We start from the raw sequence: 17,776 nt of genomic DNA on the forward strand, positions 1-17,776 counted from the left end.
TTTAATTAAATTTTCATATTTATGATTGTAACATGGACTATCCATAGGCTACAATATTTAAAAGAATTCTACCAAACCACTACTGTATTAAGAATGGAGGATCACAATGAACTATCGCAGTACGCGTGGTAATGTTAAAGATGCATTAAAATCTAGTGACGCCGTTGTTCAAGGACTGGCTCCGGATGGCGGATTGTACGTTCCGGTTGACTTTCCCAAACCAGCGTACGATCTGGAAAAATTGATCCAGCTGCCCTATCAGAAACTGGCGCAGACAATCCTGCAATGGTTTTTTAACGATTATCCTGAAGATCAGCTGGCTGATGGCACAACCAAGGCCTACGCCAACCAATGGGATAACGATTCAATCGCACCATTAAGCAAACAAAAAGCCGGTTTTAACTATCTGGAGCTATATCATGGCCCGACCCTGGCTTTCAAGGATATTGCCCTGCAGATGCTGCCGCAGTTAATGACCAAAGCAATCAAGCTCAATGGCGTTGATCGCGACATCGTAATCCTGACCGCTACTTCTGGCGATACCGGTACGGCTTCTATGCGCGGCTTTTCCAATGTTGATGGCACGCAGGTAATCGTCTTTTATCCAGATGGCGGGGTCAGTCCAGTTCAGCTAAAGCAGATGCTTGGGCAGCCGGGGCAAAACCTTACCGCTGTGGCTGTTAAGGGGAATTTTGATGATGCCCAGACTGAAGTCAAGCATATCTTTAACGACCAGGCCTTTAACCAGCGCTTGATTGACAATGGCTACCAGTTCTCCTCCGCCAACTCGATGAACATCGGCCGGCTGATTCCACAGGTTGTCTACTATTTCGCCGCTTATGGTCAGCTGGTTGAACAAGGCCGGATCAAGCTTGGCGATGCGATCAACTTCACCGTGCCAACTGGGAACTTTGGCGACATTCTGGCCGGCTGGTACGCCAAGAAACTGGGACTGCCAATCAAAAAGCTGATCTGCGCCTCAAACGAAAACAACGTCCTGACTGATTTCTTCACTACTGGCAAATATGATCGGCGGCGCGATTTTCATCTAACCTCCGCGCCCGCTATGGATATTCTGGTTTCCAGCAATCTGGAACGGCTTTTGTTTGACGTTTATGATGAAGATGCTGCCAGCGTTAAGGAATTAATGGAACGGCTGCAAAATGATGGCTGGTATCAGATCACTGCTGCCGCCAAAGCCAAGCTGGATTCCGAATTTGCGGCTGGTTACGCTACGCAGAGCCAAGTCGCGGGTGAGATTAAATATGTCTATGAAACCAGCGGCTATTTGATTGATCCGCATACCGCCGTGGGATCATTTGTCGCTCGTCAATATCAAAAGAACAGTGATGATCAGACGCCAATGGTTATCGTTTCAACCGCCAGCCCATATAAATTCCCAGAAACCGTCTATCATGCTTTGACTGGCCAGGATACTCAACAGCAAGGTCTGCCATCCATCAAACAGCTGCATGATCTGGTCGGTGGCGAATTAACGGCTGGAGTCAAGGAACTGTTTGATCATCAGCCGCGCAAAGAATCCGTAATCGCACCTGATGAAATGGAAAACTTGATTGCCCAAGTCTTAAAATTGAAATAAACGTTTGCCCTGATTGGAGTTGCCTTCAATTGGGGCTTTTTATTGCTGTAATCTATAACACCATCAAAGCTATGTCGCTGGGCGGTTTATCAATTAAGCCTCCTCAATTGTCCAATTAGATTGTTCGATTGCGGGCGTTATGCAAGATATACTGCATATCAACACATGAAGAAAAAGTCATTACCTACTTTTCGCAAAAATCAATGTATAAGTAGGTAAAAAGCAATGTATATCGAGTTAGGGATCCCCAACATTACCTACGATCGATCGAAAATTCAATAATAGTAGGTAATTCACAAAGTCGGTCTGACCCAATCACCCTCAAAATATTCATCTTTACCTACGATTTCGGAAAAAGGCATCATAAGTAGGTAAAGTTATGTGAGCCGAAATATACACTCACCCTCATTTACCTACTCTTAGCTAAAAAACCGTGCCAAGTAGGTAATCTATCCCTCGAATGCCGTTCAAGGATTGCTTTTCTTCACAAGGTTATCGTTCACCACGTTTCTAATCAGCGTCAATATCGCTAAACTTTAGTCGTCGATATGAATCTTGATTAATTGATGACTGCTGCGTTTTTGATAGTGTGCGGCAATAATTAATTGACAACGAATAGGGATTGGATTATTTGGTTGATTTTCTATAAGTTGTTAGTTAAGGTAAATTTATACTGTTATGTAAGGGGTAGCTAAACCAGGATCACTGCTCTTGCCGATTCTACTGCCTTGCAATATTAAAAGCGCCACCAAGCCCAATTGCTTAGTGACGCTTAACCTAATGATTGATTGGTTTTATTTTTCCGATTTAGCCAGCTTGGCAATCGCCTGAACCGTTTGACGATCTTTAGCCGTACCGTAAAACTCAGCTTCTCGTCTGGCATTGAGCTGCTTGACCAGTTCTCTGATTTCATGGTTTTGAGCCAGCTTGCGCGTTGGCAGCGGAATAAATGCATTGGCGGCAATAATGGCCATCACTACCCCAATGATCCGGGCGCCATAAAAAGAAACGTTCAAAAACAGAATCGTTACCGCGGCCACGGCGAACAGTACCGTGTTGAAGTATAGCGGCCAGTGCGGATTGTGCCGCTGCTTTTGGCCCAGATTAAAATGCAGATCGTATTTTTCACAGGCCAGCTTGGCATAGGAATTCAGCTTATTCCAATAAAATGCCAGACCAACCAGCGCGAGCATCCCTAACAGATTCAGCAGATTTGCGCCGACTACACCGCGAAGCCCCCAAAAGATCAGACCAGTAGCTAAAGTTGCGGCATACCCAGCCATGAAAGGATGGCGGACAGAAAATTTTTGCATTTTAGTGCCTCCCAGATTTTGATTGACTTTATTATAAAGCCCTTTCAATATTTGAGCAAGCGTTTGCACAAAAACAACATCATTTTTGCCCTGCTTAAATTAATTTACTGGGACCGCTTGACAAATTAACGATCTGTTTCTAAAATGAGCTTATATTTAAATAATGAAAAGTTAGTGAGAATAGTAGCCGCTTTTTCTAATCTTAGCGAGCGTGGTCTGGTGCAAGCACGCATTGGCAGACACGGCGAAATGAACTCATTGTTAAATGGAACGGGTGCAAGCTACGTCCCCGGCTGATTACCGTTATCAATCATGGAGGTCATTGTTATGCAATGGCAAACCAAGGTGGTACAGCGAACACAAACGCCCTTGAGCAGCCGGCTCAGGGGCGTTTTTTTAATGAAAGGATGAAAGAATATGCGAATCAACGCGGAAGATGAACGCAGCTATCTACAAAACGTTTTTGACAAATTGGGCTTTCAAAAAGAGGATGGCGCCTTGATTGCTGATACGCTGGTTGATGCTGACCTGCGTGGAATCTCCTCACATGGGATCCAAAGACTATACTGGTATCGCAGCATGATCAACGACGGCATCATCGTACCCCAAAATCATGCCAAGGTTTTAAAAGAGCTGCCTGGCGCCGTTTTAGTCGATGCCAACCAAAACATGGGTCATCTGGCAGCCAGCCTGGCAATGGATAAAGTAATTGAAAAGGCTAAGCAGATTGGGGTCGGCATCGGGGTCGTTCGCAACTCCAACCACTTCGGTATTGCCGGCTACTACGTTCGCAAGGCACTGGCTGCGGGGCTGTCTGGGATTGCCCTGACCAACACGCGGCCGCTGGTAGTACCAACCAATGCCACGGAAGCGTTTCTGGGATCAAATGCCTTTGCGTTTGGCTTCCCGGCCTCACCACATCCTTTCATTTTTGACGGGGCTACTTCCGTGGTTGCTGGCGGCAAGATTCAGCTGGCGGACAAAAAAGGCATTGAGCTGCCCGGTGACTGGGTCGTTGACAAGAATCGTCAAGTCGTCAAGGATCCAAAAGAAGCAGAAAGCATCCTGGCAACCGCGGCCTTTGAAGAAGAACAAAAAGGCGGCGGCCTCTTGACGCTGGGCGGCAGTGAGATCAACTCCAACTACAAGGGCATGGGCAACTCGATTGTCGTTGAGATTCTGACCGGTATTTTGGCACAGGGATCCATTTCGGCCGACACCAACACGGGCAAGCACGACTTTAGTCAGTTCGTCTTTGCTTTTGATCCAGCGTTCTTCGGTGATGTCGAAACGCTTAAAGCCAACGCAACCAGCATGTTCGATCGAATTCGCCACCTTAATCACGTTCCCGGCAAGACGATCTGGGTTCCAGGTGATCGCGAATACAAGAACCTGGCTGAAAATCAAAAGCATGGCGTTGACATTGATGCCAAGACGATTGAACAGATGCAGGAAATCGCCGCTGACTTACAGATTGAGATGCCCGCTGAAGTTTAGGATAAACAACAAAGCCGCCACGGAATTTACCGTGACGGCTTTTATGATGCCCTCAAACCGCTATGACCAGTGGCAATAAAATCAGCCGCAGCCATTAAAATCATTTACCGTAACCAAACTGGCTTAATTTTTGCATGATTGCCTGCGCTGCAACCATTCCCCCAGCCGCGTTCAAGTGCAGATGATCGCCAAAATCATAAATCTCTTTAAGACCACCATCGCTATCAAGCAGCCATGGATCAAGATCAATGACCCACTCAAACCGTCGCAGTTCCTGGTTGATCAAAAGCCGCCGCTGCTGAGCATCAAGCAGCACGTTTTCTTGTTGTGGAGCCACGTGCGGTGAAAATGGCGGAATCGTTGTCAGAATCAACGGGCACCGCCGATCATCCAAGATTTGCTTTAGTCGACTGACCCCGGCTAGATATTGACCCGATGTTACCAGCTCATGCGCCGACTGACCGTCAATCAGCGGCAAAACCAGATCGTTGCTGCCAATCAGGGCAATAACTGGATGCGGACGCGAATCGGTTGACTGGGCGACTCTTTTAATCAGCGACTCACCAAACGTCTGATACAGCGGACCATCTTGCGGAGCATCATGAAGCAGCCGATTACCCGAGATGCCTGTGTTGACTACCACAGCCTGATTTAAAAGCTGCTTAATCAGTCCAGTTTCAATCATTCCCGTTTCTGCCAGGGAGTCGCCGGTCAGCTCAATGATCGGCGTTTTTTTATCCGTCCAAACCTCTAAACAGCTGATGGAAAACCAGCCTTTGCGTGCCTGCCAGTTATGCGGCAAATGCGGCGCGGCGTTCTTAGTTCCGGCCATGATCGCGTTATAAAACGTTTCGTCATAGACACAGCTGAAATCGGCATAGGTCTGTTTTTGCGACGCCCGCATCCTAAAATAAAGCGGCTGACCGGCAACGACTTCAAACGGCAGCGCGTCCGTATGCACTGCCCCGTTACCGACAATGGCAATCTGCTTTTGCTGGCCACGAGTAATTGATTTTGCATCGCTCATCTTTTCATCATGGCTGACGGTAAGCTCATCAAAAAACAGCGTCGCATCATTAAAACGGTTTTGCAGAATCAAACGCAGACCACTGCCGTCGACTTGAGGCGTAATCTTGATCAGCGAAGTGAGTTCCTTCATCTTAAAAGGCAGCGCGCTGAAATCATGGGTCAAGCGGCTGCTGGCGATCTGCCATCCCATCTGGCCACCTTCTTTCTAATTTATTGCCATAAAAAAGGCCGACGCTGTAATACGCCGGTCTTTTGCCTGCCGACCAATGACTGCCTGATCATCGCTTTAAGGCGTTGAAAAGCAGTCGCTGGGTGCTGGAAATTTTAATGCTGCTTGGTCAGCAGGTTGATAACAGCCTCGGGATCAATCCCAACAAAGTAGCGTTTCAGATCAAGCTTGGCCAGTGCCTGCTGCATGGCATCCTGATCATAAGGCTGCCCGATCAAGGCGTTTTGGACATCGGCTACGTCACCGGTACCAAAGAAATCGCCATAGATCTTCAAGTCATTGATGCGGCCATCTTCAACCAGGAAACGGGCATCAATGGTTCCGCCATCGAAATGCTGCCGTTTTTTAACTGAGAACTTTGGTGACTTGCCATATACCCAGTCCCAATTATCGTAGTAGCGTTTTTCCAATTCAGAAATCGCTGCTTCATCTTCAGGCGTCAGCTGATATTCAAACTGCTTGGCCTTCTCGACCGAATCGACATGCCAGATGCGTTTGATCAATTCATCTCTAAACTGCTGCGTCGTCAGATTTTGAAATTCCGGCTTAAGGTATGGCTTAACGTTGGTAACTCGCGCCCGTACCGATTTGATGCCTTTTGACTCGATTTTGTCTTTTGGGACGTGCAATGCAGAAGCAACCGCGCTGGTATCAACGTCATACATCAGCGTCCCGTGTGAAAAGGTCCGGCCGTTGCGCGTGTACATGGCATTGCCAGAAAATTTCTTGCCATCAATTACAATGTCGTTGCGTCCAGTGGTTTCCGCCCCGGTTGCGCCCATGTCATGCAGTGCATCAACGATTGGCTTGACCAGGTCCTTAAAGTCGCCGAATCGAATCTCATCGGCAGGAACGACAAAACTAAAGCACATGTTGCCCAGATCCTGATACATCGCGCCGCCACCCGACAGACGCCGCGTAATCGTAATATCATGTTCACGACAGTACTCGGCATTGATTTCTTCCATCGTGTTTTGATTGCGTCCCACGATAATGCAAGGCTTTTCGATATAAAACAGCATAAATGGCAGCTTCATTTTGTCGCTGTTCATCAGATACTGCTCAGTTGCCAGATTGCGACGGATATCCTCACTAGGCATTGCTAAATATTGCATTCGACACCACTGTTCCCTTCATCCAATTTAAATATTGGTTGGCATTCCAAGGCCGACATCAGCAGCATCCATCAATGTTTCTGAAAGAGTTGGGTGCGGATGAATCGTCAATGCAATGTCATCAATCTCATTTCCTGATTCGATTGCCAAAGTCAGCTCACTGATCAGATCTGAAGCATCCGGCCCCACGATCTGAGCACCGACCATGACATGCGTGTCCTTCATAAATACCAGCCGGACAAAGCCTTCCGTTGCCTTCATGGATACGGCCCGACCATTAGCCATGAATGGGAACTTGGCAGTCTTGACGTCCAATCCCTTTTCTTTTGCCTCAGATTCAGTCAGCCCAGTCGTGGCAATCTCATTGTCAAGATAGCAGACAGCCGGCATTGCGTGGTAGTCGACGGTTGTTGGCTTGCCAGAGATTGCTTCGGCAGCGACCTTGCCTTCATAGCTGGCCTTGTGTGCTAACGCGGCACCAGCAACGATATCGCCAATCGCAAAGATGTTCTTGACGCTGGTTCGTCCTTGCGCGTCAACCTCGATTAAGCCGCGTTTGTCAAGCTTGATGCCGGCTTGTTCAAGGCCCATGTCTTTAGTGTTGGGACGCCGGCCGACGGAAACGACGACATAATCGGCAGCCACCGTATGTTCTTGGTCGCCAACGGCATAGGTAACCTTTACGCCATCTTCGGTTTGTTCAGCCTGCTTAGCCATGGCACTGGTAATCACGTCAATTCCCTTAGCCTTAAAGTCTTTAAGTGCAACCTTGACCAGATCGGGTTCATAGTTGCCCAGAATCGACTTGGTACCTTCCAGAATCGTAACGTGTGCTCCAAAGTTGGCATAGGCATTGGCTAATTCGCTGCCAATGTAGCCTCCGCCAATAATGACCAATTCCTTTGGCACTTCCTTTAAAGCCAGCGCGCCGGTTGAATCCAGAACGCGACCTTCAAACTTAAAGCCTGGAATTTCAATTGGATGACTGCCCATTGCCAAGATCAGATGCTTAAACGTGTAGGTCTGACCATGCTGATCATTGATAACGCGCAGGCTGTGGTCGTTTTTGAGATAAGCCGTTCCCTTGATCAATTCAATCTTGTGCTCTTTGAACAGGAAACCAACCCCATTGGTCATGCGCTTTACGACGCTGTTCTTAAATGCCTGAACCTTTTCAAAATCAAGCTTGGCATCGCTGACTTCAACGCCTTGATCAGCTGAGTTCTTGGCCGTTTGATAGTTATGGCCAACCTGAATCAAAGCCTTTGATGGAATACAGCCGACATTTAAGCAAACACCGCCAAGATAGGTACTTTCCACTACGGCAACCTTTTGTCCCATTTCGGCAGCGTGAACGGCAGCAACATAGCCGCCAGGGCCCGCGCCAACTACGATGGTATCCAAATCAATTGCAAAATCACCAACAACCATGCCTGATCACCCTTCCATCAATAACAGTTCTGGATCACTCAACAATTCCTTGAGCCGGTTCATTGCCCGCTGTGCCGTACCACCGTCAATTACCCGGTGATCGCAGGCCAGCGACAGTTTCAAGACCTTGGCAACCTTGATTTCGTGATCAACAACGACTGGTTCTTCAACAATGCGTCCCATACCCAGGATGGCTACTTCCGGCCAGTTGATGATTGGCGTAAAGAAGCCGCCGCCAATTGAGCCGATATTGGTGATCGACATGCCAGTGTGGCTCATATCATCACCAGAAAGCTTGCCTTCCTTAGCCTTTTCGGTATTGGCGCTGATTTGACGCGCGATGTCAAACAGACTCATGGAATCAGCATGCTTAACGTTTGGTACGAACAGACCGCGATCCGTGTCCGTAGCAATACCGACGTTGATGTAGTCACGGTAGACGATCTTTTGGTCAGCCATGTCCACCATTGAGTTAAAGATTGGGTATTCCTTCATGATTACGGCCAGTGCCTTGGTCAGGTAGGCCATAAACGTCAGGTGAACGCCATGCTCTTTAGCCAGTTCCTTGTACTTCTTGCGGTGATCCCAAAGCTTGTCAACCACTACGTCATCAAAGACATGAATCATTGGAATCTGCTGTACGGAGCGGATCATGGCCTTAGCCGTTGCCTTGCGAACTGGCGTCATCTTTTCATCGTGCAGTGGCCATTCAGCGGAACCCTTTGGCAGTGCTGGCTGTTCAATAGCAACCGCACCTGCCGTTTGAGGCGTTTCCGGTTCAGCAGCAGCTGGGGCAGCCTTGGCACCGCCAGCCAAGAAGGCGTCAACGTCAGTCTTTAGAATCTGGCCATGACGACCGGTACCGGCAATCTGAGCCAAATCGGCACCTTTTTCGCGTGCATAGCGACGTACGGCTGGCATTGCCAGTACTGGCAGGGAGTGGTCGGCAGCACTAGGAGCAGCCGCTGGAGCAGAAGCGGCTGGCGCTGATGCTGGGGCAACTGAAGCAGTGCTTGGTGCTGGGGCGGCACTTGGCTCAGGAGCAGCACTGGCATCGCTTTCTGCTTCGGCACCGGCATCAACATTACCTTGACCATCAGCAACCTCAAATTCGATCAGTACTTGGCCAACCGTAACATCGTCGCCCTTTTCAAAATTGATCTTGGTTACCTTGCCATCGACTGGTGATGGAATTTCAGAGGTTGACTTGTCGTTTTCGATTTCAACCATATCGGCGTCTTTTTGAATGGTGTCGCCAACCTTAACGTGCCATTCGCCAATCGTGCCTTCTGCCATCCCTTCACCAAGTTCTGGCATTTTGAATTCATATTTGCTCATTGATCTTCCACCTCGCGATTAAAAGTTGACGGTTTCCTTAACCTTGTCAACGATATCTTGCTTGTTAGGCAGCCATACTTCTTCGGCATCACTGAATGGATATGGCGTGTCCGGAGCAGCTACCCGCGCAATTGGTGCATCCAGGTACAAAATGCCTTTTTCACCGATCAGCGAGGCCAACTGACCACCAACGCCGGCTTGCTTTTGAGCTTCTTGAACCAGTACGACGCGGCCCGTCTTCTTAACGGATTCCAGGATCGTATCTTCATCAAGCGGTGCCAGCGTACGCAGGTCAACGACTTCAGCATTGATGCCTTCCTTGGCCAGTTCATCAGCAGCTGCCAGACTTTCTTGAACCATGTAGCCATACGTGATGATGGATACGTCAGTGCCCTCGCGCTTGACGGCTGCCTTGTCCAATGGAACAGTGTAGGCTTCATCAGGCACTTCTTCTTTGATCGAGCGGTAAAGCTTCATGTGTTCACAGAAGAAGACCGGATCATCAGAGCGGATTGCCGAGATCAAAAGTCCCTTGGCGTCATAAGGACCACTTGGCGCAACCACGCGCAGCCCAGGAACCTGAGTCAGCAGGCCTTCAAAGCTGTCTGAGTGCAGTTCTGGCGTGTGTACCCCACCACCAAATGGAGCCCGCACCGTGATTGGGAACTTGCGCGTGCCACCCATCCGGAAGCGGTAGCGCGCCATCTGACCAGCCAGCTCATCAAAGGCTTCGTAGATAAAGCCCATAAACTGCAGTTCTGGTACGGGACGGAAGCCTTCCAGCGCCATCCCGTTAGCCAGCCCGATAATGCCGGATTCAGCCAGCGGCGTGTCGAATACGCGATCGTTGCCATATTTTTCCTGCAGACCATCAGTTGCCCGGAAGACACCACCGTTTTTACCAACGTCTTCACCAAAGATCATTACCTTGTCATCATGAGCAAGCTCTTCATCCATGGCAGCCGTGATTGCCTTGATCATTGTCATCTTAGCCATGATTACTTAGCCTCCTTTGCTTGGTAAGCATCCAGCTCTTTTTGAATTGCTGGCGGCGTAACCACATACTCGTTTTGCATCAGTTCGGTAACGGTCTGCGTTGGCTGTGATTCAACTTCCTGCATTGCGTCATCGACTTCCTTGTTGGCTGCTTCAACGCAGGCCTTTTCCTGGTCTTCATCCCAAAGGCCCTTGCTCTCTAAGAACTTGCGCATCCGAATCAGTGGATCCTTCTTCAGCCAGATATCTTCTTCATCTTCGGAACGGTAACGACGTGGCACGTCACCAGCCGTCGTGTGCGGTCCATAACGGTAGCACAGCGTTTCGATCAGGACGGGACCATTGCCGGCCGTGATCCAGTCACGAGCCTGCTTGGCAACGCTGTAGACAGCCAAGGCATCCATCCCATCAACCTGCAGTCCAGGAATCCCGCTGGCAACAGCCTTTTGAGCCAAGGTTGGCGCTGCCGTCTGAGCCTTTCTTGGAACCGAGATTGCGTACAGGTTGTTTTGTACGAAGAACAGGGCCGGTGCTTTAAAGGCACTGGCAAAGTTGACCCCTTCATAAAAGTCACCCTGTGAGGTACCGCCATCACCAGTGTAGGTGTAGGCAACGTTCTTGGCACCCTTCTTCTTCAGACCAAGTGCCACGCCGGCCGTCTGGGCATATTGGGCACCGATGATGATCTGAGGCGGAACGGCATTTAATTCCTCAGGGTACTTGTTGCCGTTAACGTGGCCCTTGCTCCACAAGAATCCCTTCCACATTGGCAGACCGTGCTTAACCAGCTGTGGCACGTCACGGTAGCCGCCGAGCAGAAAGTCATCCTTGCTCATTGCGAAGTTGGAACCCATTTGACTGGCTTCCTCACCGGCAGTCGGGGCAAAGAATCCCAACCGGCCCTGCCGACAAAGCTTCATGGTACGGTCACCCAATACTCGCGACCAAACCATCTGCTTAAACAGTTCAACCAACTCTTCATCACTCAGGTCAGGCATCAAATCGGGGTTGACGACTTTGCCATCTTCGTCCAGAACTTGAAGCGGCTTGATTTCGGGGTTATGTTTCAGCTCCTCAAAATCCAACTTTTTCATCTAGAACAACCTCCTTTAATAAACAATGAAACGCTTACACTTATAGTTTTATAACATTTTTTTGAAAAATCAAGTCTTTTTTCGAAAAAACGAGGAAAACATCATCTTTTTAAGAAAACGTTTTCCTCGTTGATTTTGTGAAATATTATGCATTAGCAACCAGCGAAACGACATCTTTATTCAGACCCGTTTCCTTCATGCCGCGATCAACTGCTTCACGCAGAACGGCCGCGGAATGTGCCATTGCTTTTTGTTCGCGTTCGTCAAGCTGAACGTCAATAACCTGCTCAACCCCATGCGCATTGATGACAGCTGGCGTCCCCAGATAAAGGTCGTGAACGCCATATTCGCCGTTAACATAGGCACCAATTGGCAAAACGGCATTCTCATTGCGCAGAATAGCCTTGGTAATCCGCATCAAGGCCGTGGCAACGCCATAGTAGGTCGCACCTTTCCGGTTGATAATTTCGTAGGCTTTGTGACGAGTTTCATCTTCAATTCGCTTGAGACGTTCTTCTGAAATACCTTCTTCTTTGGCAATCTGCAGCAGGTTCTTGCCACCGATTGCTGCTGATGAGTAGGCCGCAAATTCAGAATCGCCATGTTCGCCTAACACGTTAGCTGATACATCGGCAGGGCTGACGTTGAACTCCTTAGCCAAAGCCACGCGCAGCCGTGCCGTGTCCAACAGCGTGCCGGAGCTGATTACACGACTGGTTGGGAAACCGGAGATTTTTTGGACGGCATAGGTCAGAATGTCGACTGGGTTGGCCGCCACTAAGAAGATGCCGTTAAAGCCGGACTTAACCACGTTTTGCGTAACATCAGCCATGATCTTGAGATTCTTGTTGATCAATTGCAGCCGGGTTTCGCCAGGCTTTTGGGCAGCCCCGGCACAGATCACGACCAAGTCGGCATCGCGGCAGACCGAATAGTCGGCTGATTCAACCTTTTTTGGTGAGGTAAAGACCGTCGCATCCTCTAAGTCCAGCGTGTCGCCTTCACCCTTGCTCTTGGTGTGGTTGATAATTGCGAATTCTTCTGCCAATCCTTGCTGAACCATGGCAAATGCATAGGCAGAACCAACCGCACCGTCACCAATCAGCACGACTTTTTGTTGTCGATAAGACATATTACGATACCCCTTTGTTAATTATTTCATGAACAGGTTGACGTAGATTGGAACCAGAATGTCCATTGCCAACGAAACGATAACTACGGCAACCGAAGCCATTGCCCCTTCAATTGAACCTAATTGCAGCGCCTTGGCAGAACCAACCGTGTGGCCAGCAGAACCCAGACCCAGACCAGTACCAACCTTGGAAATCTTCTTCAAGCGGAAGATCTTGATCAAGAAGTTGGCCAGGGCGTAGATGATGACGGCGTTTAAAATACATGCCATGGCAGTAACGGCAGGGTCACCGCCAACCCCCTTGGCAATTGGCATGGCAACAGCAGTCGTTGCGGCTTGTGGCAGCATGGCAGCCGTGGAAACTCGCGACAGACCAAACAGCTTGGAAACCAGTTGAATCCCAAACAAGGAGATAAAGCCACCGACAAACAGCGTCAAAACAATATCAAGCCAGTACTTCTTGAAAATATCATTTCGACGATACAGCGGAATGGCAAACGCAACCGTAGCCGGGTTTAAGAACCAGAAGATGATGTTTCCGCCCGGCAGGTAGTACTTAGTGTAGACGGCTGCCGTCGTAGATCCGATGCCCTTAGCCCAGATTGCCAGAACCGCAATTCCAAAGACCATTCCGACCAAAAGCGGCGTAAACAAGAAGAACCCATGACTGATCTTAAACAGCCACATCCCTAAAAGATAACCAGCCAGTGAGATTAAGATACCGGTATAAGGCAATACCATTGATTGACTAAACATTTTTAATCCTCCCTTTTCTCGTACACGGCTTAGTGAGCCATATGCTGCGTGCCCGCGTGACTTGCATTTGAGCTTGACGCTGTGTTTGACTGCTTATGTGCCAAGCGTTCATGCAGCTTAACAAAGAAGTTGCCCACGTAAGCAATTACGACCAGCAGGATAATCGTGGAGATGATGATGACGCAGATATCCTGAAGACCTTCACGCTTCATCAGTCCCAGACTGCCACAGAGCTGAACGCCAGATGGCACGAATAGAAAGGCAATCATACTGATCATAAAGTCGCCAAACTTTTCAACCTGCTCCAGTTTAACGATGTGAGCTGCCAACAGAATGTAGAGCAGCACCATCCCAATCAGTGGCGTTGGTACTACGAAACTAGCTGGGAACAAATCTGAAATCAGCTGTGAGACAAACAGAATAGCGGCAAAAATGCCCATTTGTACCAGAATTGGCGCTGCCTTTTTTTCTTCCTTGGCTGACGCTTGTTTTTCCTTCTTATCCATGTTGTTTTCCCTTCCCTCAAATCAATCCGAAAATATCATAAAAAATAATTGCAGTTAATCTTATTTAAGATGGCCATCTTTGATATCGATTACACAATGTATTGTAGTTAATCTTATTGATTTTGTGTTAGTTTTCACATTGATTGACAGAATTTGACGATGAAATGCCTTTACCGGCTGCTGAGATGCCCTGAGGATTCTTTTTTGACAAAATAAAAAGCACTGAATGCATTATCTTAACATTCAATGCTTGTGCAAATATTAGACAATTCGAGCTACTGCAGTCCGATTGCCTTCTTGGTTTTAGCCACATATGACCTGCTGACTGGAATTTTGCTGCCGTCTTTTAACGTTAGCTCGTAGGTATGATTAAAACTGGGCTGCATTTCGTCAATCTCGTCCAGATTAACAATAAATCCCCGATGAATCCGCAAAAAATGCTTTGGATCCAAGAGCTGAGCAATACTGGTTAGCGTCTGCCGACTGATCAAGAGCTTATCGTTTCTGAGATGCAGATGCGTGTAGCCGCCTTGGGTCTCAATATACATCACATCGCGTTTTTGAATCACCATCGTCTTGTCATCAATCGTAATCGACAGCCGCGGATTCTGCCAGGCAGTCTGTTCAGCAACGTCTTCTGACTGTTCCGCATTGCCCAAAAGCTTGGCGACTCTGGCAACGGCTTCGTTGATTCGATCCGGGTCAAACGGCTTTAAAACATAGTCAACGGCCGCTTCATTAAACGCATCGATTGCGTAGTTGTCATAAGCCGTGGCAAAAACGATTGCTGGTGGCTGAGGCAGCTTTTTCCAACGTCTGGCCAGTGCCATACCGTTGCCATCATCTAGTTTGATGTCCAAAAAGACCAGATCGGGATGCGTGGCATTGACTTTTTGATCAGCCGTCATCACCCCATCGGCCTCATCAATCTGATTGACCAGCGTGTTTTTCTCCAATAGATAGTGCAGTTCATTTCTGGCCAGCGGTTCATCATCAACAATCAGTACTTTCATTATATAGATGCCCCTTCCGTATTTAGATCCTGTTTAGTTTGTGCATAAGGTATCAAAAGCGAGATTGAAGTCCCCGTCTTGCCGGTTACGATCTGCATCTTGGCACTGTCGCCATAAAGACCTTTCAAACGCGCATTCAGATTCTGCATGGCCGTACCGCTCCCTTGCTCTGAATCAATTTTTTCCTTGCCAAGCTTGCCTATGACTGCCGGATCGATTCCCTCGCCATTGTCGGCTACTCTTATTTCCAGATACTTACCGGATTTGGTAATCCAGATATTAATGATGTTGCCGGTCTTGCGATTGCCAAATGCATGATGAATGGCGTTTTCTACCAAGACCTGAATGGCAAATGGCGGAACCAGCACCTGATCATCAACGCTGCTGTAGAACTCAACGTCATATTTGTCGGGAAAGCGCGTCTGTTCTAGATTCAGATAGGCCTTAACGTGGGCTTCCTCTTGTTTGAGCGGAATCTTGGATTGATTGGCACCCAACAGATTAGAACGGAAAAACGTACTGAGCTCACGCAGCAGAAACCGCGCCTTTTCACTGTCAAAACGCGAGATGGCAATAATCGTATTGATCGAATTAAAGAAAAAGTGGGGACTGATCTGGGCCTGCAGCGACTTAAGCTCCGCATCTCTAAGCAGTCCTGCCTGGCGTTCTTTTTCGCCCAATACGATCTGCGTGGCTAAAATCTCACCCAGTCCCTCGCCGGTTTGAATCTCAACGGGGGTCAGCTGCCAGTTTTCCTTAAAATACAGCGTCAAAACGCCTAGTACTCGGCTGCCCAACGTTAAGGGAATCGCCATCCCTGCCTGCAAGGGGCAATGATCGTTATGACAGCCAATCTGTCCAGTGTTATAGGCCAGCTGTGTCTGCCGATTCTGCAGCGCCTGTTTAGCAAAACGCGGCACATCAGCTTTTGGCATGTCATGATAATGATGGTCGCTGCCAGCTCCGGCAAAGGCCAGCGTTTTTTCAGTATTGCCAATGCCAACCGCGTCAAAATCAGTATACTCCAAGATCAGATCAGTAACCTGACGCGCCGATTCTGACTGCAGACCATGGCGAAATGCCGGCAGCGTCCTGACTGCCAGTTTCATTACCGAACGAGTCTGAACGGCGCGCGTATCAACTTCCTGGCGAAAATATAAAGACAGAATCATCAGGAAAAAAGCCGTCCCAATCGAACTGATCACAATCATCGGCAGCGCGATAAAGTGGGCCAGTTTTAAATGCGTCGGACTAAAGAAAACGACAAAGATCATCTGAATCGATTCCATCACCAAACTGACCAAAAAGCCCTGCCATGGCGGCATGACGACAAAATGACGGCGATTTTTGTGGTACAGCATCCCAGACAAAATCCCGATCAAAGTCGAGCTGACAATGTAAAACCAGGCATCCGCGGCCCAGCTTTCCTGCATCATTCGGTGAGTTCCGGCAACCAGACCCGTCAGTCCGCCAACACCAGGTCCGCCAACGATCCCGGCTACCGTTACGGCCAGAATGCGGACGTTAGCCACTGAATAGCCAGGAGTGACGTGCCATAAAATGGTTTCGCGCATAATATGATTATCAGGATCGATCTCAATCCCCAATAAATTAGAAATGATTGCAAAGGCTGAAAAAATCAGCGCCAATTTAAATAGATTGGCCGGCGTGGCATCTAAAAGCAGCCGCCGAAACGGCCGGATATTGACCAGAATAAAGGCCAGCAGGATAATCAGTCCCACTCGTTCTGCAATCAAAAAAGCCAGTTCTCCCATAAGTTCACTCCTTAATCTTGCTCATCCAGTAACTTAATATACCACAATCTCTTAAATGTTTAGTGAGATGCTTAACAAGATTTTGATTTTAAGCCACTTATTCTATCCATATCCAAATAAAAAACATGGTCTGGATAACTCCGGATCATGTTTTAGCGGCTATTTGGTAATGTCAGCACCAAAGTACTTTTGGGATAGCTTTTGGAGCGTGCTATCCTTTTGCAGTTCCTGTAGTGCCTGGTTGTATTGTTTTTGCAGCGCCGATGAGTTCTTGTTAAACATTGCTGCAACCTTGACCGGCTTGGCTTCGCTGGAAACGTCAATCATCTTGAGTCCCTTGGTGCTGTGCTTTTTAGCATAGACGTACCAAGCCTCGCGACTATTGATCATCCCTTCGACCCGGCCTTGCTTGATCATATCCAGTCCACTGGCAAAGTCGCTGTCGTCAACCGTAATCCCGCCATACTTTTTAACCAGCGTAGCGTTGTTGGTCCCCACACCCGCGGCAAACTTGTGGCCTTTGATAGACTTAAGCGTTTTAAGCGAGCTGTTTTCTTTAACGATCATGACAAAGTGCGATGAAATGTAGGGATCAGAGAAAAGGTACTTCTTTTCGCGTTCAGGCGTTTGCGCAATGTTGTTCATGACCACGTCAAACTTCTTGGCGCCTAATCCGGCAATCAAAGAGTCCCATTTGGTTGGCACGAACTTGGCCTTTAAGCCCATCTTTTTAGCAACGGCTTTGCCCAGCTCAACTTCAAATCCCTGCAGCTTGCCGTCTTTACGATATGAGAACGGTGCGTAGGTACCTTCCAGACCAATCGTCAGCGTATCAGGCGTTTTCAACTCGGACTTGACCGAGTCGGCATGGCTGATCGTCGTGCCAATCGCAGTTCCCAATGCCAGTGCAGCTGTCATTAAGGCAATCTTCTTAAAAATCTTCATGTTGTTT

General features: G+C 48.4%; 15 protein-coding genes. 2 read left to right on the forward strand and 13 right to left on the reverse strand.

The features are described 5' to 3' along the window. Positions 1-106 precede the first annotated feature (106 nt). Positions 107-1,600, forward strand: coding sequence for a threonine synthase (gene thrC / locus ABC765_RS06045; RefSeq protein WP_347979937.1), 1,494 nt, complete (start codon positions 107-109; stop codon positions 1,598-1,600). Positions 1,601-2,394: 794 nt separating this feature from the next. Here thrC and ABC765_RS06050 read toward each other — a convergent pair. Then, a complete protein-coding gene (locus tag ABC765_RS06050; RefSeq protein ID WP_347963688.1) occupies positions 2,395-2,913 on the reverse strand; it encodes a hypothetical protein in 519 nt (172 codons plus the stop codon). A 417-nt stretch (positions 2,914-3,330) separates the two neighbouring features. Between ABC765_RS06050 and ABC765_RS06055 the strand changes: the two genes are divergently transcribed. After that, entirely contained in the window at positions 3,331-4,410 is a 1,080-nt protein-coding gene (locus ABC765_RS06055; RefSeq protein ID WP_347979938.1) for an Ldh family oxidoreductase, read from the forward strand. A gap of 100 nt (positions 4,411-4,510) precedes the next feature. Here the strand turns inward: ABC765_RS06055 and ABC765_RS06060 are convergent, their stop codons facing one another. From ABC765_RS06060 to ABC765_RS06115, 12 genes are all read right to left on the reverse strand, one after another. Next, complete coding sequence (locus ABC765_RS06060; protein ID WP_347979939.1) at positions 4,511-5,629, reverse strand: GDSL-type esterase/lipase family protein; 1,119 nt, start codon at positions 5,627-5,629, stop codon at positions 4,511-4,513. A 134-nt stretch (positions 5,630-5,763) separates the two neighbouring features. Then, complete coding sequence (locus tag ABC765_RS06065; RefSeq protein ID WP_347979940.1) at positions 5,764-6,783, reverse strand: lipoate--protein ligase; 1,020 nt, start codon at positions 6,781-6,783, stop codon at positions 5,764-5,766. Positions 6,784-6,810: 27 nt separating this feature from the next. Further along, positions 6,811-8,214: a dihydrolipoyl dehydrogenase gene (lpdA, locus tag ABC765_RS06070; protein WP_347953287.1), complete on the reverse strand. Its 1,404-nt coding sequence runs from the start codon at positions 8,212-8,214 to the stop codon at positions 6,811-6,813. Positions 8,215-8,220: 6 nt separating this feature from the next. Continuing rightward, on the reverse strand, positions 8,221-9,552 hold the full coding sequence (locus tag ABC765_RS06075) for a dihydrolipoamide acetyltransferase family protein (protein ID WP_347979941.1): 1,332 nt from the start codon (positions 9,550-9,552) through the stop codon (positions 8,221-8,223). Positions 9,553-9,570: 18 nt separating this feature from the next. Next, positions 9,571-10,548, reverse strand: a complete 978-nt coding sequence (locus tag ABC765_RS06080) for an alpha-ketoacid dehydrogenase subunit beta (protein WP_347953289.1) — start codon at positions 10,546-10,548, stop codon at positions 9,571-9,573. 2 nt (positions 10,549-10,550) lie between these two features. Further along, complete coding sequence (gene pdhA / locus ABC765_RS06085) at positions 10,551-11,642, reverse strand: pyruvate dehydrogenase (acetyl-transferring) E1 component subunit alpha (protein WP_048344922.1); 1,092 nt, start codon at positions 11,640-11,642, stop codon at positions 10,551-10,553. Between the two features lie 145 nt (positions 11,643-11,787). Then, positions 11,788-12,774 carry an L-lactate dehydrogenase gene (locus ABC765_RS06090; protein ID WP_347953291.1) on the reverse strand — a complete coding sequence of 329 codons (987 nt, stop codon included), beginning with the start codon at positions 12,772-12,774 and terminating at the stop codon, positions 11,788-11,790. Between the two features lie 21 nt (positions 12,775-12,795). After that, positions 12,796-13,530 carry an LrgB family protein gene (locus tag ABC765_RS06095; protein WP_347979942.1) on the reverse strand — a complete coding sequence of 245 codons (735 nt, stop codon included), beginning with the start codon at positions 13,528-13,530 and terminating at the stop codon, positions 12,796-12,798. Between the two features lie 29 nt (positions 13,531-13,559). Beyond that, complete coding sequence (locus tag ABC765_RS06100; protein WP_347979943.1) at positions 13,560-14,036, reverse strand: CidA/LrgA family protein; 477 nt, start codon at positions 14,034-14,036, stop codon at positions 13,560-13,562. 275 nt (positions 14,037-14,311) lie between these two features. Continuing rightward, positions 14,312-15,049 (reverse strand): LytTR family DNA-binding domain-containing protein, encoded by a 738-nt coding sequence (locus tag ABC765_RS06105; RefSeq protein WP_347953293.1) that lies wholly within the window; start codon positions 15,047-15,049, stop codon positions 14,312-14,314. Then, on the reverse strand, positions 15,049-16,824 hold the full coding sequence (locus ABC765_RS06110) for a LytS/YhcK type 5TM receptor domain-containing protein (RefSeq protein WP_347979944.1): 1,776 nt from the start codon (positions 16,822-16,824) through the stop codon (positions 15,049-15,051). The genes ABC765_RS06105 and ABC765_RS06110 overlap by 1 nt, the downstream gene beginning before the upstream one ends. 159 nt (positions 16,825-16,983) lie before the next feature. After that, positions 16,984-17,769, reverse strand: a complete 786-nt coding sequence (locus tag ABC765_RS06115) for a transporter substrate-binding domain-containing protein (protein ID WP_347979945.1) — start codon at positions 17,767-17,769, stop codon at positions 16,984-16,986. Positions 17,770-17,776: the final 7 nt, after the last annotated feature.

The sequence above is a fragment of the Limosilactobacillus sp. WILCCON 0051 genome (assembly GCF_039955095.1).
Taxonomy (GTDB): domain Bacteria; phylum Bacillota; class Bacilli; order Lactobacillales; family Lactobacillaceae; genus Limosilactobacillus; species Limosilactobacillus allomucosae.